At 67.3% G+C, this 20,621-nt stretch carries 21 protein-coding genes; 7 read left to right on the forward strand and 14 right to left on the reverse strand.

Annotated elements, in window-relative coordinates; translation table 11 throughout:
• Positions 1-3: 3 nt before the first annotated feature.
• A complete protein-coding gene (locus SF06_RS07545) occupies positions 4-1,107 on the reverse strand; it encodes an efflux RND transporter periplasmic adaptor subunit (protein WP_027589814.1) in 1,104 nt (367 codons plus the stop codon).
• A gap of 83 nt (positions 1,108-1,190) precedes the next feature.
• Between SF06_RS07545 and SF06_RS07550 the strand changes: the two genes are divergently transcribed.
• Both SF06_RS07550 and SF06_RS07555 read left to right on the forward strand, forming a co-directional pair.
• A complete protein-coding gene (locus tag SF06_RS07550; RefSeq protein ID WP_039560587.1) occupies positions 1,191-1,817 on the forward strand; it encodes a TetR/AcrR family transcriptional regulator in 627 nt (208 codons plus the stop codon).
• A gap of 99 nt (positions 1,818-1,916) precedes the next feature.
• Positions 1,917-2,657, forward strand: a complete 741-nt coding sequence (locus tag SF06_RS07555; protein WP_039560588.1) for an SDR family NAD(P)-dependent oxidoreductase — start codon at positions 1,917-1,919, stop codon at positions 2,655-2,657.
• Between the two features lie 141 nt (positions 2,658-2,798).
• On the opposite strand, the gene SF06_RS07560 is transcribed toward SF06_RS07555, so the two are convergent.
• The 8 genes from SF06_RS07560 to ppc all read right to left on the reverse strand — a co-directional run bounded on the left by SF06_RS07560 (position 2,799) and on the right by ppc (position 10,744).
• Complete coding sequence (locus SF06_RS07560; protein WP_027589811.1) at positions 2,799-3,563, reverse strand: class I SAM-dependent methyltransferase; 765 nt, start codon at positions 3,561-3,563, stop codon at positions 2,799-2,801.
• Between the two features lie 51 nt (positions 3,564-3,614).
• A complete protein-coding gene (locus tag SF06_RS07565) occupies positions 3,615-4,301 on the reverse strand; it encodes an extensin-like domain-containing protein (RefSeq protein WP_039560590.1) in 687 nt (228 codons plus the stop codon).
• Positions 4,302-4,303: 2 nt separating this feature from the next.
• Positions 4,304-5,137: an isocitrate lyase/PEP mutase family protein gene (locus SF06_RS07570; protein WP_039560592.1), complete on the reverse strand. Its 834-nt coding sequence runs from the start codon at positions 5,135-5,137 to the stop codon at positions 4,304-4,306.
• Between the two features lie 24 nt (positions 5,138-5,161).
• Positions 5,162-6,022, reverse strand: a complete 861-nt coding sequence (locus SF06_RS07575) for a DUF72 domain-containing protein (RefSeq protein ID WP_039560594.1) — start codon at positions 6,020-6,022, stop codon at positions 5,162-5,164.
• 48 nt (positions 6,023-6,070) lie between these two features.
• On the reverse strand, positions 6,071-6,283 hold the full coding sequence (locus SF06_RS07580) for a hypothetical protein (protein ID WP_027589807.1): 213 nt from the start codon (positions 6,281-6,283) through the stop codon (positions 6,071-6,073).
• 214 nt (positions 6,284-6,497) lie between these two features.
• The gene (tsaB, locus tag SF06_RS07585; protein ID WP_027589806.1) at positions 6,498-7,172 is read right to left on the reverse strand and encodes a tRNA (adenosine(37)-N6)-threonylcarbamoyltransferase complex dimerization subunit type 1 TsaB; all 675 of its coding nucleotides are present in this window, start codon (positions 7,170-7,172) and stop codon (positions 6,498-6,500) included.
• A gap of 131 nt (positions 7,173-7,303) precedes the next feature.
• On the reverse strand, positions 7,304-7,951 hold the full coding sequence (gene adk / locus SF06_RS07590) for an adenylate kinase (RefSeq protein ID WP_027589805.1): 648 nt from the start codon (positions 7,949-7,951) through the stop codon (positions 7,304-7,306).
• A gap of 156 nt (positions 7,952-8,107) precedes the next feature.
• Entirely contained in the window at positions 8,108-10,744 is a 2,637-nt protein-coding gene (gene ppc, locus SF06_RS07595; protein ID WP_039560596.1) for a phosphoenolpyruvate carboxylase, read from the reverse strand.
• A gap of 121 nt (positions 10,745-10,865) precedes the next feature.
• Between ppc and SF06_RS07600 the strand changes: the two genes are divergently transcribed.
• Complete coding sequence (locus tag SF06_RS07600) at positions 10,866-11,204, forward strand: hypothetical protein (RefSeq protein WP_027591369.1); 339 nt, start codon at positions 10,866-10,868, stop codon at positions 11,202-11,204.
• Between the two features lie 6 nt (positions 11,205-11,210).
• Here SF06_RS07600 and SF06_RS07605 read toward each other — a convergent pair whose 3' ends face one another.
• The 5 genes from SF06_RS07605 to prfB form a co-directional block, all read right to left on the reverse strand.
• Entirely contained in the window at positions 11,211-11,537 is a 327-nt protein-coding gene (locus tag SF06_RS07605; protein WP_039560598.1) for a PA3694 family proteiin, read from the reverse strand.
• A 180-nt stretch (positions 11,538-11,717) separates the two neighbouring features.
• The gene (locus SF06_RS07610; protein ID WP_027591367.1) at positions 11,718-13,007 is read right to left on the reverse strand and encodes a flavohemoglobin expression-modulating QEGLA motif protein; all 1,290 of its coding nucleotides are present in this window, start codon (positions 13,005-13,007) and stop codon (positions 11,718-11,720) included.
• Positions 13,008-13,013: 6 nt separating this feature from the next.
• The gene (locus SF06_RS07615) at positions 13,014-13,565 is read right to left on the reverse strand and encodes a hypothetical protein (protein ID WP_039560599.1); all 552 of its coding nucleotides are present in this window, start codon (positions 13,563-13,565) and stop codon (positions 13,014-13,016) included.
• 133 nt (positions 13,566-13,698) lie between these two features.
• Positions 13,699-15,201, reverse strand: a complete 1,503-nt coding sequence (lysS, locus tag SF06_RS07620; protein ID WP_027591365.1) for a lysine--tRNA ligase — start codon at positions 15,199-15,201, stop codon at positions 13,699-13,701.
• A gap of 134 nt (positions 15,202-15,335) precedes the next feature.
• A protein-coding gene (gene prfB, locus SF06_RS18280) for a peptide chain release factor 2 (protein ID WP_139326717.1) occupies positions 15,336-16,431 on the reverse strand; the annotation gives its coding sequence in 2 pieces (ribosomal slippage) (positions 15,336-16,358 and positions 16,360-16,431; 1,095 coding nt in all).
• A 205-nt stretch (positions 16,432-16,636) separates the two neighbouring features.
• Between prfB and ydcS the strand changes: the two genes are divergently transcribed.
• The 4 genes from ydcS to SF06_RS07645 are packed head-to-tail and all read left to right on the forward strand — an operon-like array spanning position 16,637 to position 20,589.
• A complete protein-coding gene (gene ydcS / locus SF06_RS07630; protein ID WP_039560600.1) occupies positions 16,637-17,785 on the forward strand; it encodes a putative ABC transporter substrate-binding protein YdcS in 1,149 nt (382 codons plus the stop codon).
• Between the two features lie 32 nt (positions 17,786-17,817).
• Positions 17,818-18,846, forward strand: a complete 1,029-nt coding sequence (locus tag SF06_RS07635; RefSeq protein ID WP_039560602.1) for an ABC transporter ATP-binding protein — start codon at positions 17,818-17,820, stop codon at positions 18,844-18,846.
• Positions 18,846-19,793, forward strand: a complete 948-nt coding sequence (locus SF06_RS07640) for an ABC transporter permease (protein ID WP_039560605.1) — start codon at positions 18,846-18,848, stop codon at positions 19,791-19,793. The genes SF06_RS07635 and SF06_RS07640 overlap by 1 nt, the downstream gene beginning before the upstream one ends.
• Positions 19,783-20,589, forward strand: coding sequence for an ABC transporter permease (locus SF06_RS07645; RefSeq protein ID WP_039560607.1), 807 nt, complete (start codon positions 19,783-19,785; stop codon positions 20,587-20,589). The genes SF06_RS07640 and SF06_RS07645 overlap by 11 nt, the downstream gene beginning before the upstream one ends.
• Positions 20,590-20,621 lie beyond the last annotated feature (32 nt).

Raw genomic sequence — 20,621 nt, forward strand, 5'->3', positions numbered from 1 at the left:
GACCTACTCCGCGCGCGTCAGCTGGACCGGTCGGTTGTCGCGATTGACCGGGCGCACCTTCTGGCCTTCACGCAGCACCTGCACGCCGGCAGCCACCACCCATTCGTCGGCACTGAGCCCTTCGAGCACCGGCACCTGGGATTCGCCGTAGGGCCCGACGCGGACCAGTCGGCGCTGCAAGGTCTGTGTGGCCGGGTCGACCACCCACACGAAGGGCTCGCCACCTTCGGCGGACAGCGCCGAGAGCGGCACCGCCAGGGGCACGCTATCGGCATGGCTGATCAGCACGCGGGCGCTCTGCCCGAGCTCGGCCGGCACGCCGTTCTCCTGGAAAGCCACCCGCGCGGCGAAGGTGCGCGACTGGGGATCGGCGGCCGGGGCCAGTTCGCGAATCTGGCCGGTGAATCGGCGACCCGGTTGCGACCAGAGCTCCACCGCGACCTCCTGGCCGATGCGGAAACGCTCCAGCGCCTGTTCCGGCAAGCTGATGGCCACCTCGCGTTCGCCATCGGCGGCCAGGGTGAACACCGTCTGCCCGGCGGCCACCACCTGTCCCACTTCGATGCGGCGGCTGGCGATCACGCCATCCTGCGGGGCACGCAGCACGGCGTAGGTGGCCTGGTTGCGCGCCACGTCGTACTGAGCGCGGACCTGCTGGAACTGGGCTTCGGCGGAACGATAGGTGTTGTCCGCGCTGTCGAAGTGCGAACGGCTGACCAGCTGGCGCTCCAGCAGGGTCTGGTAGCGGTCGCGCTCGGCGCGCGCCAGGTTCAGGTTGGCCTCGGCGGCGGCCATCTGCGCGCGCACCGCTTCCAGTTGCAGGCGCACGTCCTGGGGATCGAGCTCGGCCAACGGCTGGTCCTTCTTCACGCGCTCGCCGACTTCCACCAGACGCTTGGCCACCTTGCCGCCGATGCGGAAGGCCAGCTCGGGCTCGAAGCGCGCGCGCACCTCGCCGGGAAAGGTTTCCAGCAGCGCGGCGGCCGGCTGCGGCTGTACCACCATGGCCGGACGCGGCGGTGTTTCGACCTCCTGGCCGTTGCCGCAGGCACCGAGCAGCGCTATCAGGGAAAAAGGCAGGGCGAGGGACAGGACATGACGGAGCATGGTGGATCCTTTCACGCATGGCGTTGGATTTGTTGTGCCGCGCATAGTAGAAATACTGAACTTCCCAGTCCAGTAACTTCCGCATGACCTCAACGACCCCCGGGCCAGGGCGCCCCAAAGACCCCGCCAAGCGCCAGGCTATTCTCGAGGCCGCCAAGGCGCAGTTCCTCAGTCACGGTTACGAAGGCAGCAGCATGGAGGCCATCGCCCGCGAAGCCGGAGTCTCCAAGCTCACCGTGTACAGCCACTTCAGCGACAAGGACACCCTGTTCCTCGAAGCGGTGAAGGCCAAGTGCGAAGAGCAGCTGCCGCAGCTGTTCAACCACCGGGACGCACAAGGCCCCATCGACGATCAGCTGCTGAACATCGCACGTGCGTTCCTGGCGCTGATCAACAGCCCGGAATCCCTGGCCATGCACCGCCTGATGTTCGGCCTGGCACATGCCAATCCGCCCCTGGTGCAGCTGTTCTATGACGCCGGGCCTGGACGCATCCTAGGCGAGCTGGAGCGGTTCCTGCGCCAAGCCGACCATCGCGGCCAACTGCGCATTGCCCAGCCGCGCGCCGCCGCCGAGCACTTCTGCGCCCTGCTCAAGGGCGGGCACAACTTCCGCTTGCTGATCGGCCTGGCCCAGGCGCAGTCTGCCGAGGAGGCCGAGCGGCATGTGCAGGAAGTGGTCGGACTGTTCGTGCGTGCCCATCGGCTCTAGCCGGCAGGCGGTTTTATCACGCGTTCCATTGAGCTGGATCGATGTCGCGTCACCGGGGAGCGGCTAGCCTGCTCCAACTATCAGCACTGGAGTCTTCCCATGGCACGTCTGGACAACAAGGTCGCCCTGATCACCGGCGCAGCGAGCGGCATCGGCCGCGCCACGGCTGAGCGTTTCGCCGTCGAGGGCGCGCGGGTGGTGATTGCCGATGTACAGGAAGAGCTGGGCCGGCAGGCCGCCGATGCGATCACCGCCAAGGGTGGCGTGGCGGTCTACAAGCACCTGGACGTCTCCAGCGAAGACGACTGGCAACGGGTGGTGGCCGAAACGGTGGCCGAATTCGGCCGGCTGGATGTGCTGGTCAACAACGCCGGCATCGGCGATTCAGGGCTGATCGAGGACACCGACTTGGCCACCTACGAACGCGTCATCGCCATTACCCAGACCTCGGTGTTCCTTGGCCACAAGGCCGCCTCCGCGGCGCTCAAGACCAGCGGCAACGGCGCCGTGATCAACGTCAGCTCCATGTTCGGCATTGTCGGCGGCTTCGGCTCCTCGCCGGCCTACCACGCCGCCAAGGGTGCGGTGCGTCTGCTCACCAAGAGCACCGCGCTGGCCTGGGCCAAGGAAGGCGTGCGGGTCAATTCGGTGCATCCGGGCTTCGTCGACACCCCGATCCTCGGCGAGACCGACCGGCAGATGCTCGCCGAGGCCACGCCCATGGGCCGCATCGCCGCGCCGGAGGAACTGACCGGGGTGATGGTGTTCCTGGCCTCGGACGAAGCCTCTTTCATCACCGGGGCCGAGTTCGTGGTGGACGGCGGGTACACGGCACGCTAAGCCCCGACCATTCTGTTGGGCGGCTGGCTCCCCACCTCGGTGGCCAGAATCGTAGGGTGGACAACGTTTTTCCTTGTCCACCCTGCGCGCGCCCGGCGGCCAAATACAACGTAGACCGCACTACCCAAGGTCCGCCGCCCCCTACCCCAGCTTCTTCAGCGCATAGATGTCGTAGCGGCTGGACTTGCCTTCCAGGCTGTAGCCCGGCTTCGGCCCGTCGATGATCGGTGCCTTGCGCGGGCGCTTGACCACCACGCGATGGCTGGCCAGCGCCAGTGCGGCTTCCAGCAGCGCCGGCGCGTCCAGATCGTCGCCGACCAGCGGGCGGAACAGGCGCATCTCCTTCTTCACCAGCGCGCTCTTGTCGCGGTGGGGAAACATCGGATCCAGGTAGATGACCTGGGGCCGCTCGCCCGCCCACTGGCGCATCACCTCGATGGCGTTGCCGGTCAGCAGGCGCATGCGCGCGGTGATGCCGGCAACATCCGGCGCCCGCGCGGCGCGCGCCAGGCCGTCCTCCAGCAGCGCGGCGATCACCGGCTGACGCTCGATCAGTTGCACCTCGCAGCCCAGCGTGGCCAGCACGAAGGCGTCGCGCCCCAGTCCGGCGGTGGCGTCCAGGATGCGCGGGCGGATGCCGGCCTGCACGCCGACCGCCTTGGCGATCATCTGCCCGCTACCGCCGCCGTACAGCCGCCGGTGCGCCGCCGCGCCTTCGACGAAATCCACGCGCACCGGCCCCGGCGCGCCGGGGCCGAGTTCGGCCAGCTGCAGTCCCGCCTCGCCCAACTGCAGGGCGAACAAGGCCTCCTGGTTCATCGGCAGGTTCAGCCGCGCCGCCCACTGGCGGGCCGCCTCGTCGAAGCGGGGTTCAAGAGCCTGGACACACAACAGGGATTCGGACATGGCATTGGCGAAGCAGGAAAAAGGCCGGGCATTGTGCCAGAGCTCGGGGGCTCAGCGGCACACGCCGAACCCGCCAACCTCCAGATGGAAATGATCTTGGTGCGCGGTGTCGTACTCCGGTCCCAGCACCGCCTGGAAATGCTGGCAGGCCGCATCCCGCACCGCGCGCAGGAAGCGCGCCTCGGCCCCCTCGCTCCGCCAGTGCCCCGCCACACTGACGCTGCGGCCATCCGCCAGGCGGAAGGCCCCGACGTCAAGCGCATTGGCGCTGGCGTGCCGGCTCCACCGCTGGCTCCCGCCGATCCTGCGGCAGGCGAAGCTGCCAAAGTGCTCGACGCGCACCACCGACTGGCCAAGGATCTCCCAGGCCAGCGGCTGCAGGTCGTGGTGTTCGAACAGCGCATAGGACACCGCCAACGGACAGGTGGCCAGGAAGCTGGCGCTGAAAGCGGCATGGCCGGCGCGCACCCGCACGACGTTGCGCAGCGGGCAGTCGCTGTCCAGCCGGCTGTCCGGCTGACTGACGTAGTCCAGCTGCGAGCTGGCCAGCACCTGCGCGCACAGCGCCGGATCACGGCGCAACCGCCAGAGCCGCCAGCCGCTCAGCCAGTCGGGCGGCGCGCGCACCTCCAGCGGGGTGCGGGGATCCCAGCGCGGCGGCAGCTCCAGCCAGCCTCGCTGCACGCCCAGCGCCAGCCCCAGCACCGCTACCAACACCGCCAGCAGCAGCCAGCGCACCCTCAGCTCCGGAACAGGTCGTTCAGACGCTCGAAGGACATGGCCTGGCGCACCGCCTGCACACTGCCACGGCGGGCCAGTTCACTGGCCGCCTGGTAGAAGGCGCCATAGGCTACCCGCGCCAGGCTGGAACCGAGGCTGACCCGCCGCACGCCCAGCTCGAACAGGCCTTCCAGCGACATCTGGATGCCGGGAATACCCACCAGCACGTTGACCGGCTTGGGCGCCACGGCACGCACCAGAGCCAGGATCTGGTCGCGCTGGGTCACGCCCGGTGCGTACAGCACGTCAGCGCCGGCCTCGGCGTAGGCTTTCAGGCGCCGCAGGGTGTCGTCCAGGTCGGCGCGACCATGCATGAAGTTTTCCGTACGGGCGCAGAGCATGAAGGGAAAGCCCAGGCCGCGGGCCGCCTCGGCGGCGGCGCGCACGCGCTCGACCGACTGTTCCAGCGGCAGGATCGGTGTCAGCGGATCACCGCTGGCATCCTCGATGGACGCGCCCACCAACCCGACCCGCGCGGCCTCCTCGATGGAGCGCCGGCAATCCTCGGGGGTCGGGCCGTAGCCGCTTTCCAGGTCGGCGGTTACCGGCAGGCCGCTGGCCTGGACGATGGCAGCGGCATTCGCCAGGGCCTGCTCGCGGCTGACCTCGCCCACACCGTCCCGATGCCCCAGGGAAAACGCCAACCCGGCACTGGTGGTAGCCAGCGCCTCGAAGCCCAGACCCGCCAGCAGGCGCGCCGAACCGGCATCCCAGGGATTGGGTAGCACCAGCAGGTGCGTGCCGAAGTGCAGGTCGCGAAACAGCTCTGCCCGTTGCGCTTGCGTCATCGCCATGGCTTTCCCCCGGTCTAGTGAGCACTAGAACAGACCCAGCTGCTCCTCCGCCGGTTCGTCGGCAATCGTCGGCAATTCCGGCAGGCCGGGCAGCCGCTGGCACAACCCGGCATGGAAACGCCGCGCCTGCTGCGGGGCCAGCAGGTTGTCCGGGGTATGCAGGAAGACATAGGGCTGGCGGCCCTCCTCGATCCAGCCCGCTACCTTGTCGAGCCAGGGCTCCAGATAGGGCTGGTTGGCATCCAGGTCCGGACCGCCAATGAAGCGGACCTGCGGATGGGTGGTGAACGCCGCCGGACGTACCGGCACGCGCGGTTTCTTGGCCTGGGCATGCAGTACGGCGGGATCGGACGAGGCGCAGGCGAACAGTGCCCGGGAATCAAGGCAGATGCGCTCCACGCCGCGTTCGTGCAGCAGCCTATTGAGCTGGCGCTCCTCCTCCCCCTTGGCAAAGAAGGCGCGATGCCGCACCTCCACCGCCAGCGGACGCCCCTGCAGGGCGTCCAGCCAGTCGCCCAGCTCCGGCAAACGCTGCGGGCCGAAGGCGGCGGACAGTTGCAGCCATAACGGACTGAGCCGCTCGCCGAGCGGCTCCAACAGGTTCAGGAACTCGCGGGTGGCGCCCAGGCGCTCCCGCAGGTCGCCCTCGTGGCTGATGTCGCGCGGCAGCTTGGCACAGAAGCGGAAGCCCGCCGGCATGCGCTCGCTCCAGCGGCGTACGGTGTCGGCGGATGGCCAGGCATAGAAGGTGGTGTTGCCTTCGACGGCGTTGAACACACGGCAGTAGTCGCCAAGAAACTCGGCCGGCCGCGTCGACGGCGCATACAGCGAGCCGCGCCAGCCCGCCTCGTTCCACGACGGGCAGCCTAGGTAGTAGGGCAGCATGGGGAGTCCCCGGACGGATTCGGGGCCGATTGTAGGCGACGCGGCGGGTCAGGCGTAAAGATCGATGTAGTGCCGTGCGGGCGGCTCGTCGAGCAGAGCGGCAATGCGGCTGTAGCTGGACAGCGCCTCCAGCACCTGGGCGCCGGGCGCAGCGAGCGGCGACAGGGTACGCAGGGCGTTCGGCGTGCGGGCCATGCGCTCGAACTCGGCTTCGCTGGGCACCAGCGCCGTCGCCTCGATCAGCGCGGGCAGGCGATCCATGTCGTCTGCGTCGGCCGCATGCGTACGGCCGGGGCGCCGAGCACGCGAGTGTTGGGAGAGGGGTCGAAATCCGTCGATGCGCATGGCTGAACCTCACAGGTGTCGCCACTCTATGCAGCGCCCCACCTCGATGCAACGCGCAGCCCGTGACCTGCCGCGCATCCTGACGGCTGAGACCGGCGTCGCCGGCGCAGGTTCACCGATTCGTGCATTCCTAGGCTTTTGGCGTGGCGACCTGGTCACGCAGGTAGACGGGCTGCGCCGCGTCGGCCGCCACGGCCTCGCCGCGCGCCCAGGCGAACTCGGCCAGGCGTAGTAGATCCTCGGCATGCGGCAGCAGGCTGGCATCCATACCCAACGACGGCCGCACGGCCAGGCGATCGGCAAAGGCCCAGCCGGTGCCGGCGCCGAACCACTCGCCGGCGGCGCCACGCGGCAGGGCCACCTGTTCGGGCGGTAGCACGGCCTCGACACCGGCCAGGCGCATCTCGCCCGCCTCCAGGCAGTAGCAACCCCAGTACACCTCGTCCATGCGCGCGTCGATGGCCGCTGCCACCTGTTCGACGCCACGTTCGCGATGGGCGCGCTGGGCCAGCACCGCCAGGTTGGAGACCGGCAGCACCGGACGCTGCAGCGCGAAGGCCAGGCCCTGCACCACGCCGATGGCGATGCGCACCCCAGTGAACGCGCCCGGGCCGCGCCCGAAAGCGATGGCGTCCACCGCGGACAGCGCGATGCCAGCCTCGCCGAGCAGCTCCTGCACCATCGGCAGCAGACGCTGGGCATGCAGGCGCGGGATCACGTCGTAGCGACTGAGCAGGCGGCCCTCGTGCAGCAGGGCAACGGAGCAGGCTTCGGTGGCGGTATCCAGGGCCAGCAGGGTGGTCATCACATCGTCCGGTGGGAAATAAAGGGGCGGCATTATAAGCCCGTCCGCTGGCGATCGTGTGCCGGAATCGCCGAACGCCGGAAACGACAACGGCCCGCAAGCGGGCCGTTGTCGAAATGCCGGAGAGCCGATCAGCTCAGGGCGGCGAACACCTTGGCGGTGATCTCATCCACCGAGCCGACACCGGGAACCAGGCTGTACTTGGGCGTGCCTTCGGCAGCGGACAGCTTCTGGTAGAAGTCCACCAGCGGCTTGGTCTGCGAATGGTAGACAGACAGGCGATGACGCACGGTCTCTTCCTTGTCGTCTTCTCGCTGGATCAGTTCTTCACCAGTCACGTCGTCCTTGCCAGCCACCTTCGGCGGGTTGTACTCGACGTGATAGGTGCGGCCGGAGGCCTGGTGGAAACGGCGGCCCGCCATGCGCTTGACGATTTCCTCGTCTTCCACGGCGATTTCCAGCACGTGGTCGATGGTTACGCCGGCAGCCTTGAGGGCCTCGGCCTGCGGAATGGTGCGCGGGAAACCGTCGAACAGGAAGCCATTGGCACAATCCGGCTGGGTGATGCGCTCCTTGATCAGGTCGATGATGATGTCATCGGAAACCAGGCCGCCGCTGGCCATCACGTCCTTGACCTTCAGGCCCAGCGGGGTACCGGCCTTGACGGCGGCACGCAGCATGTCGCCGGTGGAGATTTGCGGGATACCGAACTTTTCGGTGATGAAGCGGGCCTGGGTGCCTTTGCCAGCACCGGGCGCACCCAGCAGAATCACACGCATCGTTGTTATGCTCCTTTAGGTAATCAGGAAGTCTAATAGCCCGTCAGAGGGCCAACCCGTTATAAGGGGGCTGGGCAGTGGCGCGACCGAAAAAGGCCGTTCAAGATACACAGCGCCTATCTCGCGTACAAGCGCCTACCCGGCGTGGCCTCTTCCCTATCCCGTGTTGCGCAGTCCGGCGGCGATACCCGCCACACTGACCAGCAGCGCCTGCTCGACCGGCGGGTGAACCTCCGTGCCGGACTGGCGGGAACGGGCCAGAAGCTCGGCCTGCAGCAGATGCAGCGGATCCAGATAGGTGTTGCGCACACTGATGAACTCGAGGGTCTGCGGGTTGTGCTCGAACACCCGTGACTGACCAGTCAGATCGAGTACTACCTGCTCAGCCTGCGACAATAGGTCGCGCAATTCCTGGCCCAGGGGTCGCAGCTCATCGCACACCAGACGCTCGTCGTAAAGGCGCGCGATCTCGTCATCGGCCTTGGCCAGCACCATCTCCAGCATGTCCAGCCGGGCACGGAAGAACGGCCAGTGCGCGCGCATGTCCTGCAACAGGGCACCTTCCCCGCGCTGCAACGCGTTGCGCAGCGCCGTCTCCCAACCCAGCCAGGCCGGCAGCATCAGCCGGGTCTGGGTCCAGGCGAAGATCCAGGGAATGGCCCGCAGACTCTCGATGCCGCCCTCGCGCCGCCGTGCGGGCCGGCTGCCCAGCGGCAGGCGCGCCAGCTCCTGTTCGGGCGTGGCCTGGCGAAAATACTCCAGGAAGCCGGGATGTTCGCGCACCACGCCCCGGTAAGCGGCCAGCGCATCGGCGGACAGGCGCTCCATCTCCTCGCGCCATTCCGGCTCCGGCTCGGGCGGCGGCGCCACGGTCGCTTCCAGCACGGCGGCCAGGTACAGCTTGAGGTTCTGCACGGCGATCTGCGGCAACCCGAACTTGAACCGGATCATCTCGCCCTGTTCGGTGGTGCGGAACCGCCCGGCCACTGAGCCCGGGGGCTGGGACAGAATGGCGGCGTGGGCCGGTCCGCCGCCGCGCCCCACCGTGCCGCCGCGCCCGTGGAACAGCAGCAGCTCGACGCCCTGCTCCCCGCACAGCGTCACCAGTTCTTCCTGGGCCCGGTACTGCGCCCAGGCGGCGGCCAGGGTGCCGGCGTCCTTGGCCGAATCCGAGTAGCCGATCATCACCTCCTGCGGGCCGGCCAGCCGGGCGCGATAGCTCGGCAGGGCCAGCAGGCGCGCCATGACCTCCCGCGCGCCGCGCAGGTCGGCAAGGGTTTCGAACAGCGGCACCACGCGCATCGGCCGACGCAGGCCGGCCTCCTTGAGCAGCAGCTGCACCGCCAGCACATCCGAGGCGGCGCCGGCCATGGAGATGACGTAGGAGCCGAGGGCCGCTGCCGGCGTCGCGGCGATCAGCCGGCAGGTAGCGAGCACCTCGGCGTTCTCCGGTGCCAGCGGCTGGTCGACCGGCAGCAGCGGACGCGGGTTGTCCAGCTCGCGCACCAGGAAGTCGAGACGCTGCGCCTCGTCCCACTCCGAGTAATGGCCCAGGCCGAGGAAGCGGGTGATCTCGTCCAGCGCGGCCGCGTGACGGCCGGCTTCCTGGCGGATGTCCAGGCGCACCAGGTGCAGACCGAACACCGCCGCCCGGCGCAGGCAGTCGAGCAGGCGGCCATCGGCGATCACCGCCATGCCGCACGCGCACAGCGAGCGGTAACAGAGCGCCAGCGGCGCATACAGCTCGTGCTGGTCGCGCAAAACGCCCTCGGGCTCCGGCACCGGTCGGCGCAGGCAGGCCTCGGCCCAGTCACGGGTAATACGCAGGCGCTCGCGCAACGGCTTGAGCAGTACCCGGTAGGGCTCTGCGTGGTCACCTACGGCGTCTCGCAACTCGGCGCTGGCATCCTGCATGGACAATTCGACCTGCAGCCGGTCGATGTCGCGCAGGTGCAGGTCGGCCGCCATCCAGCGCGCCAGCAGCAGCACCTGGCGGCTGACCTCGGCGGTGACGTTCGGATTGCCGTCGCGGTCGCCACCCATCCAGGAAGCGAAGCGCACCGGCACCGCCTCCAACGGCAGGCGCTGGCCGCAGTGGGTCAGGAGCGCGTCGTCGAGATCGCGCAGCATGTCCGGCACCGCGCGCCACAGGGAATGCTCGATGACCGCGAAGCCCCACTTGGCCTCGTCCAGCGGCGTGGGCCGCTGGCGGCGGATTTCCTCGGTGTGCCAGGCCTCGGCGATCAGGCGGCGCAGGCGCAGCCGGCTGGCGGCCCGCTCGCGCTCGGTGAGGTCGTCGTGATCGCTCGCAGCCAGCTCGGCGGCGATGGCATCGTATTTCTGAATCAGGCTGCGGCGCGCCACTTCGGTGGGATGCGCGGTGAGCACCAGCTCGATATCCAGACCTGCCAGCCGGCTCGCCAGCTCCGCGGGATCGGCGCCGCCGGCCAGCAGGCGCGGCAGCAGCTCGTCCAGCACACGGTTTTCGAACGGCTCCGGCTCGCCCGGTGCCTGGCGGCGCACCTGGTGGTGCTGTTCGGCCATATTGGCCAGGTTGAGGAACTGGTTGAAGGCCCGCGCCACCGGCAGCAACTCATCCTCGCGCAGGCCGTCCAGGGTCTCGCCCAACTGATCGGCGGCGGCCTGGGAACCGCGCCGCCCGCCCTTGGCACCGGTGCGAATGCGTTCGATCTTGTCCAGGAAGGCGTCGCCCAGCTGGGCACGAATGGTCTCGCCAAGCAGTTCACCCAGCAGGTGAACCTCTTCTCGCAGGCGTGCGTCGATCTCCGTCATGGCTGCTCCTCCAGGCGCGATGCATCCAGCCTGAACAGTGCGACAGACAATTACAAGCCGCCGCGCCGACCACGGGCTGAACTAGCCTTGCAATAGACAACGGATGCGTGGGGGACACGCCATGAAGATTCGCGAACTGATCGGGCACTGGGAACAGAACGCCAGGGGCCAGTTGACCCAGGAAACCTATTGCCTGCACCTGGACCTGGAGTCGGCCGCGCGCCTCAACGCGCTGGCCGAGATGTACCCCAAGCGCAACGTGGAGGTGCTGCTGGGCGAGCTGGTGTCAGCCGCCCTGGAGGAACTGGAAGCCAGTCTGCCCTACGTCAAGGGCAGCAAGGTGGTGGCGGTGGACGAACAGGGCGATCCGCTCTACGAGGACATCGGTCCCACCCCACGCTTCCTGGCGCTGTCCCGGCAGTACCTGCAGCGCCTCAGCGAGGGGCAGAAGCCCCACTGATCCCGCTTACTCGGTGATGACCTGCGGGGTTTCCTGACCCATGCAGCGCACCGCCTGCTTGCGGTCATCGACCAGCACGCCAGTGAGGCCTTTCTGCTTGGTGTCGAACAGCACCAGCACGCCATCAATGCACTGGGCAACCTGGTCCGCCGGCTTCAGGGACAGCCGGTAATCCTCCCCGGGCACGGTCTTGAGCATGGTGAACTCCGCCAGCAGCAGCGCGTCCTGCGGCTTGGCGAAATGCACGTAGCCGTAGTAGCTGAGTACCGCGACGGTACCCACCACGGAACCCACGGCGGTGAGGATGTAGGGGATGAGATTGCGCTCGGCCATGCTCGTATCCGGATTCAGCGAAAAGGGAGGCAAGCTTATAGGCCCGGGGGCGGAGCGGGAAGCCTGATGGCGCGGCTCGCGTGGAGGCCACACCTGGAAGCCCGCGGACACATCCGCCCACAGCTCCGCAGTGTTTCTGTGGGAGCGGACTTGTCCGCGAGCTTTTCGGGCGCGCCCACCCTAGAGGATATTCGCGTAATCCGCCTCGACCCGGTCCAGGCTCAGGTGGTTGAGGAAGTTGGAGAAGCACATCCAGGCCGACAACGCGTTCAGATCCCGGAACTGCGCCGGCAGGTACTTGGGCGGCGCCACCAACCCCTCCTCCACCAGCTGGCGCAGGGTGCGCATGTCTTCCAGAGTGGCCTTGCCGCAGAACAGCAGCGGGATCTGCTCCAGCTTGCCCTGGCGCACCGCCAGCTGGATGTAGTTGTAGATGAGGATGAAACCCTTCAGGTAGGACAGGTCCTTGGTGAACGGCAGGCCGTCCGGCGCCGAGCCGCGGAACACGCGGCTGGCGTTGCCGTAGCTGTCGTCCTCGCCGTAACCCTGGGCCAGGAAGAAGCGGTAGACGTCGATGAAATCGGCGCCCTCCTCGGCCATGTGAATGGCCCGGGTGCGGTTGGTCAGCTTGCGCAGGCGCGACGGGTACGAGGCGAAGGCGATCACTTCCATAAGAATCGCCAGGCCCTCCTGGGTCACTGTGGAGGTTGGCGGGCCCTTGGCCAGGAAGGTGCAGATCGGCTGATTGAGACCGTTCAGCGTGGTGCCCACGTGCACCAGGCCCTCATGCACTTCCAGAGCCTGCAGGTCGCGCTCGTTGAACATCGCGTCGCTGCGGATCTTGATGTAGTCGGCGCCGGCCGCCGCGTCAGCGACGATGCCGTCGGACTCGAAGACCCGCACCACGCCCTCCCCCTCGCCTTCGCCGAACACCCGGTCCAGGCGCCACTGGAGGATTTCCACTGCCTGGGCGGCGTTGAGGGTCTTGGGCTCATCGGCCAGGTCGCCCCGGCTGGCGATGTTGTTCAGGTAGTCGGAGAGCATCAGCCCCAGGTCGGCCAGCGTCGGATCACCGGCGTGGAAGGCGTCCGAGGCCGCGCCGTACAGCTCCTGGGAGATCAGCCCGAAATCGCTGGTGCCGCGCGCCTCCAACATGCGAATGACCATGCGGTACTCGCGGCACATGCGCCGCATGATCTGCCCGACCGGGCTGAACTGGCCGAGCTGACGGGTGATGTCCCGCTCGATTTCCTGGAACTCGCGCTTCTTGGCCTCGGCATCGAAGGCCAGCGGCCGGGTGTGGTAGTAGCTGCGGTCCACCTCGGGTAGCCGCTGGCCTCCCGAGGCGAGGAACGCCCGGCGGACCGAATCGTCCCACTTCACCGCATCCAGGATACGGATCGGCGCCTGCGCCTCGACCAGGCGATCGGAGAGGTCACGCACCGTCTGCTGATAAGGGTCCAGCGGCATACTTCCTCACTGCTCGACGCGTTGCAGGCGCGCCACTTCAACGAAAACGTCGGCGTTGGCCGGATCGTCCAGGTAACCGAAGACCTCGGCTAGCGCCGAGCGGATCAGCACGCCCTCGCCCTCGGCAGTTTCCACCGCTTCGCCGGCCAGCCGCCCGGCCTCGACTTCCCGCAACAGGCGCGCCACGTCCAGGTTGAACAGCACCAGCTCACCGCCGCGGGCCAGTTCGAAGCCGAGGATGGCGAAATTTCCGCCCAGTTTGCGCGGCAGGCCGGCCGACAGGTACCAGCGCCGACCGTGGCGGGCAACGGTGAAGCCATATTCTTCGGCGCTGTCGAGGTTGTCCGGATCACCCTCGGTGCGCACCGCCCGGTACTGGTGGTTACCCACCCGGCTGATGCGCAGGAACAGCTCATCACCCCATTCATCCTCGCCCTGCCAGACGCCAAGCAGCGGAATGGGCGCCGCCTCGCTGGCCGGCAGCGGTTCACGGAAGGTCACCAGGCAGCCGCCCAACAGCAGCAGCGACGCCATCACCAGCGCGCGCGAGATGCGCATGCTCTTCTCTCCTTGTCGAAACGACGTGAACCAAGCGTAGTCGGTGGTCTTGCGGCAGCGATCTTCCGCCCACCGGGCGCAGCCGTCAAACGCCCACAAAAAACCGCCCGAAGGCGGTTTCTCGTAGGAGCGATCAGTTCTGCGGGCGCATGTGCGGGAACAGGATCACATCGCGGATCGACGGCGAGTTGGTCAGCAGCATCACCAGGCGGTCGATGCCGATGCCCTCACCGGCGGTCGGAGGCATGCCGTATTCCAGGGCGCGCACGAAGTCGGCATCGAAGTGCATGGCCTCGTCGTCGCCGGCGTCCTTGTCCTTGACCTGCTGCATGAAGCGGTCGGCCTGGTCTTCGGCGTCGTTGAGCTCCGAGTAGGCGTTGGCGATCTCGCGGCCGCCGATGAACAGCTCGAAGCGGTCGGTGACGCTGGGATCGTCGTCGGAGCGACGCGCCAGCGGCGAGACTTCGAACGGGTAGCGGGTGATGAAGGTGGGCTGCTCCAACTTGTGCTCCACCAGCTCCTCGAAAATCATCGTCTGCAGCTTGCCCAGGCCCTCGAAGCCCTTCACGTCGGCGCCCGCCTTCTTGGCGATGGCGCGGCACTTCTCGACGTCCTGCAGGTCGTCCGCAGAGATTTCCGGGTTGAACTTGAGGATCGAGTCGAACACCGACAGGCGTGCGAACGGCTCGCCGAAATGGAACACCTTGTCGCCGTAGGGCACGTCGGTGCTGCCGAGCACAGCGAGGGCCAGCTCGCGGAACAGCTCCTCGGTGAGGTCCATGTTGTCCTCGTAGTCCGCGTACGCGTGGTAGAACTCGAGCATGGTGAACTCGGGGTTGTGCCGCGTGGACACGCCCTCGTTGCGGAAGTTGCGGTTGATTTCGAAGACCTTTTCGAAGCCCCCGACCACCAGGCGCTTGAGGTACAGCTCCGGCGCGATGCGCAGGTACATCGGCAGGTCCAGCGCGTTGTGGTGGGTCTCGAACGGCTTGGCCGCCGCGCCGCCCGGGATCACCTGCAGCATCGGGGTTTCCACTTCGAGGAAGCCGCGCTCAGCGAGGAACTTGCGGATGTGGGCGATGACCTGGGAACGCACGCGGAAGGTCTGGCGGGTTTCCTCGTTGACGATCAGGTCGACGTAGCGCTGACGATAGCGCTGCTCGGTGTCGGTCAGGCCGTGGTGCTTGTCCGGCAGCGGGCGCAACGACTTGGTCAGCAGGCGTACCTTCTCCATGTGCACGAACAGGTCGCCCTTGTTGGAGCGCTGCACGGTGCCCTCGGCGCCGATGATGTCGCCCAGGTCCCAGGTCTTGATCTCGGCCAGGGTCTCTTCCGGCAGGGTCTTGCGATCCACATACACCTGGATGCGCGCGCTGGTGTCCTGGATGACCATGAAGGCGCCACGGTTGAGCATGATGCGCCCCGCCACCTTGACCGGGATGCGTTCCGCTTCCAACTCTTCCCGGGTCTTGTCCGCGTAGTTCTGCAGGATGTCGCCAGCCAGGCAGTCGCGGCGGAAGTCGTTGGGGAAGACATTGCCCTTGGCGCGCTCGGCGGCAAGTTTTTCCTTGCGCTGGGCGATCAGGCGGTTTTCTTCCTCATGCAGGGCGTGCGGGTTCAGCGGTTGTTCGCTCATGGTGTCTGTGTTTCCCGTCAGGGCGCGGCCGGTGCCGCGTCATCGCTGGGTGCGCGGGGCGCACCGGGTTGTTTCGTCTGCACGAAGGCAGGCATTCGAATCGGGGCATGCCACGCGCATGCCCCGGGATGTGCTTACAGGCCCTGTTTCAGGCTGGCCTCGATGAACTCGTCCAGATCGCCGTCGAGCACCGCGTCGCAGTTGCTCTCCTCGATGCCGGTGCGCAGGTCCTTGATGCGCGACTGGTCAAGCACGTAGGAGCGGATCTGGTGACCCCAGCCGATGTCCGACTTGGTGTCTTCCAGGGCCTGGGAGGCCTCGCGACGCTTCTGCATTTCCAGCTCGTACAACTTGGCACGCAACATCTTGAAGGCGCGGTCCTTGTTGGCGTGCTGTGAGCGTTCGTTCTGGCAGCTCACCACGGTGTTGGTCGGCAGGTGGGTGATACGCACCGCAGAGTCGGTGGTGTTCACGTGCTGGCCACCGGCGCCCGAGGAGCGGTAGGTGTCGATGCGCAGGTCCGCCGGGTTGATCTCGATCTCGATGTTGTCGTCGATTTCCGGCGAGGCGAACACCGCCGTGAACGAGGTGTGGCGGCGGTTGCCGGAGTCGAACGGGCTCTTGCGCACCAGGCGGTGCACGCCGATCTCGGTGCGCAACCAGCCGAAGGCGTACTCGCCACGGATGTGCACGGTGGCACTCTTGATGCCGGCGACTTCGCCCTCGGTGAGTTCGACGATTTCCGCATCGAAGCCATGCTTGGCAGCCCAGCGCAGGTACATGCGCAGCAGCATGTTGGCCCAGTCCTGGGCCTCGGTGCCGCCGGAGCCTGCCACGATATCGAGGAAGGCGTTGCTGGCGTCCATCTCGCCGCTGAACATGCGGCGGAATTCCAGCTTTTCCAGGGATTCGCGCAGGCGCGCCAGCTCGGAGACCACATCGTTCACCGCGCCTTCGTCGTTTTCCTCGACGGCCATGTCCAGCAGCTCGCGGGAGTCGGCCAGGCCACTACTCAGTTCGTCCAGGGTCTCGACGATCTGCGCCAGCGTGGAGCGCTCGCGGCCCAGATTCTGGGCATATTCAGGATTGTTCCAGACGTTCGGGTCTTCGAGTTCGCGGTTTACTTCGACCAGGCGATCAGCTTTCTGATCGTAGTCAAAGATACCCCCGAATGGTCTGGGTCCGTTCGGACAGGTCCTTGATGCTGTTCAGGATCGGATTGATTTCCATGGCAGGCGGCACTCGCAGATGAAGCTTCGGAAAAGCCGGCGAGTATACCCCAGCGAACTGCGGCTGACAGCACGCCGGGCGACGGGATTCGTCCGCACCACGGTGGCCACCGGCGCCGGATCAAGCGGGTCGCCAGCTACTAGACTGACGCGACTCGCCCGACATTTCGACGACCCCGCCAACCGAGCCCACAAGAGGGAACACCATGTCCGCGTCGCACACCGCAGTGATCAGCCTGCTCGGCGCCGCCCTGGCGGCAACCGCCGCGCAGGCGGCCGAACCCCTCAAGACCCTGGGCCAGCCCGAGGGGCGGCTGGATATCATCGCCTGGCCCGGCTACATCGAGCGCGGCGATACCGACCCGCAATACGACTGGGTGACCGCGTTCGAAAAGAGCACCGGTTGCCAGGTCAACGTGAAGACCGCCGGGACCTCCGACGAGATGGTCAGCCTGATGTCCAAGGGCGGTTACGACCTGGTCACCGCCTCGGGTGACGCCTCGCTGCGCCTGGTGGCCGGCAAGCACGTGCAGCCGGTCAATATCGACCTGATCCCGAGCTGGAACAGCGTCGATGACCGCCTGAAGAATGCGCCCTGGCACACCGTCGACGGCGTGCACTACGGCACCCCCTACCAGTGGGGACCCAACGTGCTGATGTACAACACCAAGATCTTCCCGATTGCCCCGACCAGTTGGGCCACGGTGTTCGAAGCGCAGAACCTGCCCGATGGCAAACCCAACAAGGGCCGCGTCCAGGCCTACGACGGCCCCATCTACATTGCCGATGCCGCGCTGTACCTGAAGTCGGCCAAGCCGGAGCTGGGTATCGCCGATCCCTACCTGCTTGACCAGAAGCAGTACGCCGCCGCGCTGGCCCTGCTGCGCCAGCAGCACAGCCTGATCCATCGCTACTGGCACGACGTGACGGTGCAGATGAACGACTTCAAGAACGAGGGCGTGGTGGCGTCCAGCGCCTGGCCGTACCAGGTCAACGCCCTCAAGGCCGAGGGCCAGCCGATCGCCTCGGTGGTGCCGAAGGAAGGCGCCACCGGCTGGGCCGACACCACCATGCTGCATGCCAACGCCCGGCACCCGGTGTGCGCCTACAAGTGGATGGACTGGTCGCTGCAACCCAAGGTCCAGGGCGACCTGGCCGCCTGGTTCGGCTCGGTGCCGGCGGTGCCGGCGGCCTGCACGGGCAACGCACTGCTGGGCGCCGAGGGCTGCAAGACCAACGGCTTCGACAACTTCGAGAAGATCGCCTTCTGGAAGACGCCACAGGCGGAGGGCGGGAAATACGTGCCCTACAGCCGCTGGACCCAGGACTACATCTCGATCATGGGCGGCAGGTGACGGCGCAGGCCCGCCACATTGGGGAGCACACCATGAGCGTTGCCGTGCAATTCACCGAGGTGTCCCGCCTGTATGGGCAGGTTCGCGCCGTCGACCAGCTGACCCTGGATATCCGCGACGGCGAGTTCTTTTCCCTGCTGGGCCCCTCGGGCTCGGGCAAGACCACCTGCCTGCGCCTGATCGCCGGCTTCGAGCAGCCCAGCTCGGGCTCGATCCGCATCCAGGGCGTCGAGGCTGCCGGCCTGCCGCCCTACCGCCGCGACGTCAACACGGTGTTTCAGGACTACGCGTTGTTCCCGCACATGAAGGTGCTGGACAACGTGGCCTATGGCCTGAAGGTGAAGGGCGTGGCCAAGGCCGAGCGCCTGGCGCGGGCCCGGGAGGCGCTGAGTCTGGTGGCGCTCGACGGTTTCGCGGAACGCAGGCCGTCCCAGCTGTCCGGCGGCCAGCGCCAGCGCGTGGCGCTGGCCCGGGCGCTGGTCAACCGTCCGCGCGTGCTGCTGCTCGACGAGCCCCTCGGCGCCCTGGACCTCAAGCTGCGCGAGCAGATGCAGGGCGAACTGAAGAAGCTGCAGCGCCAGCTCGGCATCACCTTCGTGTTCGTCACCCATGATCAGGGCGAAGCCCTGTCCATGTCCGACCGGGTGGCGGTGTTCAACCAGGGGCGCCTCGAGCAGCTGGACACGCCGCGCAATCTGTACCTGCAACCGGCCACGCCCTTCGTCGCCGAGTTCGTCGGCACCAGCAACGTGATACGCGGCGAGCTGGCGCGGCAACTATGCGGCTCGACGCAGCCCTTTTCCATCCGACCCGAGCACGCCCGCCTGGCCGGCAGCGAGCCGGCGTCCGCCGAGGAGCTGCAGATCAGTGGCCAGTTGCAGGACATTCAGTATCTGGGCGCCGCCACCCGTTTCGAGCTGCGCCTGGACAACGGCCAGAACTTCACCGTCAGCCAGCCGAACACGCACTGGAGCCTCGACGCCCCGCCGGTGCTGCCCGGCCAGCGGGTCAGCGCCCGCTGGCCGCGAGCGGCCATGGTGCCGCTGCGCGAGGCGCCCTGATGGCCACCCCGGTCACTGCACAACCGCGGGAGCAGGCGGGCCCGGTGCGCCGGTTCGCCGACCTGCTGTACCGCAAGCCGACCCTGTATCTGTCACTGCTGCTGATCCCGCCGCTGCTGTGGTTCGGCGTCATCTACCTGGGCTCGCTGCTGGGCCTGCTCTGGCAGAGCTTCTACACCTTCGACGATTTCAGCATGACGGTCACGCCCACGCTGACCCTGGACAATCTGCGCGCGCTGTTCCAGCCGGCCAACTTCGACATCATCCTGCGCACCCTGAGCATGGCCGTGGCGGTTTCCGTGGCCAGCGCCCTGCTGGCCTTTCCGATCGCCTTCTACATGGCATTGCACACCTCGGGGCGCACCAAGGCGTTCTTCTACATCGCGGTGATGCTGCCGATGTGGGCCAGCTACATCGTCAAGGCTTACGCCTGGACGCTGCTGCTGGCCCAGGGCGGCGTGGCCCAGTGGTTTATCGACCAGCTCGGCCTGCGCTTCTTGCTGGAGTCGCTGCTGGCCATTCCCGGGGTGGGCGGCAGCACCCTGTCGACCTCGCACCTGGGCCGCTTTCTGGTGTTCGTCTACATCTGGCTGCCCTTCATGATCCTGCCCATCCAGGCCGCGCTGGAACGCCTGCCGCGCTCCCTGCTGCAGGCCTCGGCGGACCTGGGCGCACGCCCGGCGCAGACCTTGCGCCTGGTCATCCTGCCGCTGGCCATTCCCGGCATCGCCGCCGGATCGATCTTCACCTTCTGCCTGACCCTGGGGGATTTCATCGTGCCGCTGCTGGTCGGCCCGCCGGGCTTCTTCATTGGCAACATGGTGTATGCCCAGCAGGGCTCGATCGGCAACCTGCCCATGGCCGCCGCCTTCACCCTGGTGCCCATCGTGCTGGTGGCGCTCTACCTGTCCGTCGTCAAGCGACTGGGGGCGTTCGATGCGCTCTGACCGGCCGTCCCTGGGGCTCCGGCTGGCCGCCTGGGGCGGCCTGCTGTTCCTGCATTTTCCGATCCTGATCATCGGCCTGTATGCCTTCAACACCGAGACCGCTGGCTTCAGCTTTCCGCCCAAGGGCTTGACCCTGCACTGGTTCGGCGTGGCCTTCGCCCGTCACGATGTGCTCCAGGCCATCAGCCTCTCGCTGCAGGTGGCGGCCCTGGCCACGCTGATCGCCCTGCTGCTCGGCACCCTGGCGGCCGCGGCGCTGTGGCGGCGCGACTTCTTCGGCAAGGAAAGCGTGTCGCTGCTGTTGATCCTGCCCATCGCGCTGCCCGGCATCGTCACCGGCCTGGCGCTGCTGTCCGCCTTCAAGCGGTTCGGCATCGAGCCGGGCATCCTGACCATCGTCATCGGCCACGCCACCTTCTGCGTGGTGATCGTCTACAACAACGTCATCGCCCGCTTCCGCCGCACCCAGTACAGCCTGATCGAGGCCAGCATGGACCTGGGCGCCGATGGCTGGCAGACGTTCCGCTACATCGTCCTGCCCAACCTGGGTTCGGCGCTGCTGGCCGGCGGCATGCTGGCCTTCGCCCTGTCCTTCGACGAGATCATCGTCACCACATTCACCGCCGGCCACGAACGCACCCTGCCGCTGTGGCTGCTCAACCAGCTGTCCCGCCCGCGCGATGTGCCCATCACCAACGTGGTGGCCCTGCTGGTGATGCTGGTGACCATGCTGCCGATCCTCGCCGCCTATTACCTGACCCGGGGCGGTGACGAGGTGGCGGGCGGCGACAAATGACACCGAGCCACCCAACCGTTCCATCTCGTTCA

The organism is Pseudomonas flexibilis (genome assembly GCF_000802425.1).
GTDB classification, from domain to species: Bacteria; Pseudomonadota; Gammaproteobacteria; order Pseudomonadales; family Pseudomonadaceae; genus Serpens; species Serpens flexibilis.

Bases quoted from the DNA above. Each gene is read 5' to 3' on its own strand.
- SF06_RS07545 (WP_027589814.1), bottom strand. From the start codon at position 1,107: ATGCTCCGTCATGTCCTGTCCCTCGCCCTGCCTTTTTCCCTGATAGCG.
- SF06_RS07550 (WP_039560587.1), top strand. From the start codon at position 1,191: ATGACCTCAACGACCCCCGGGCCAGGGCGCCCCAAAGACCCCGCCAAG.
- SF06_RS07555 (WP_039560588.1), top strand. From the start codon at position 1,917: ATGGCACGTCTGGACAACAAGGTCGCCCTGATCACCGGCGCAGCGAGC.
- SF06_RS07560 (WP_027589811.1), bottom strand. From the start codon at position 3,563: ATGTCCGAATCCCTGTTGTGTGTCCAGGCTCTTGAACCCCGCTTCGAC.
- SF06_RS07570 (WP_039560592.1), bottom strand. From the start codon at position 5,137: ATGGCGATGACGCAAGCGCAACGGGCAGAGCTGTTTCGCGACCTGCAC.
- SF06_RS07575 (WP_039560594.1), bottom strand. From the start codon at position 6,022: ATGCTGCCCTACTACCTAGGCTGCCCGTCGTGGAACGAGGCGGGCTGG.
- SF06_RS07580 (WP_027589807.1), bottom strand. From the start codon at position 6,283: ATGGATCGCCTGCCCGCGCTGATCGAGGCGACGGCGCTGGTGCCCAGC.
- tsaB (WP_027589806.1), bottom strand. From the start codon at position 7,172: ATGACCACCCTGCTGGCCCTGGATACCGCCACCGAAGCCTGCTCCGTT.
- adk (WP_027589805.1), bottom strand. From the start codon at position 7,951: ATGCGTGTGATTCTGCTGGGTGCGCCCGGTGCTGGCAAAGGCACCCAG.
- ppc (WP_039560596.1), bottom strand. From the start codon at position 10,744: ATGACGGAGATCGACGCACGCCTGCGAGAAGAGGTTCACCTGCTGGGT.
- SF06_RS07600 (WP_027591369.1), top strand. From the start codon at position 10,866: ATGAAGATTCGCGAACTGATCGGGCACTGGGAACAGAACGCCAGGGGC.
- SF06_RS07605 (WP_039560598.1), bottom strand. From the start codon at position 11,537: ATGGCCGAGCGCAATCTCATCCCCTACATCCTCACCGCCGTGGGTTCC.
- SF06_RS07610 (WP_027591367.1), bottom strand. From the start codon at position 13,007: ATGCCGCTGGACCCTTATCAGCAGACGGTGCGTGACCTCTCCGATCGC.
- SF06_RS07615 (WP_039560599.1), bottom strand. From the start codon at position 13,565: ATGCGCATCTCGCGCGCGCTGGTGATGGCGTCGCTGCTGCTGTTGGGC.
- lysS (WP_027591365.1), bottom strand. From the start codon at position 15,201: ATGAGCGAACAACCGCTGAACCCGCACGCCCTGCATGAGGAAGAAAAC.
- ydcS (WP_039560600.1), top strand. From the start codon at position 16,637: ATGTCCGCGTCGCACACCGCAGTGATCAGCCTGCTCGGCGCCGCCCTG.
- SF06_RS07635 (WP_039560602.1), top strand. From the start codon at position 17,818: ATGAGCGTTGCCGTGCAATTCACCGAGGTGTCCCGCCTGTATGGGCAG.
- SF06_RS07640 (WP_039560605.1), top strand. From the start codon at position 18,846: ATGGCCACCCCGGTCACTGCACAACCGCGGGAGCAGGCGGGCCCGGTG.
- SF06_RS07645 (WP_039560607.1), top strand. From the start codon at position 19,783: ATGCGCTCTGACCGGCCGTCCCTGGGGCTCCGGCTGGCCGCCTGGGGC.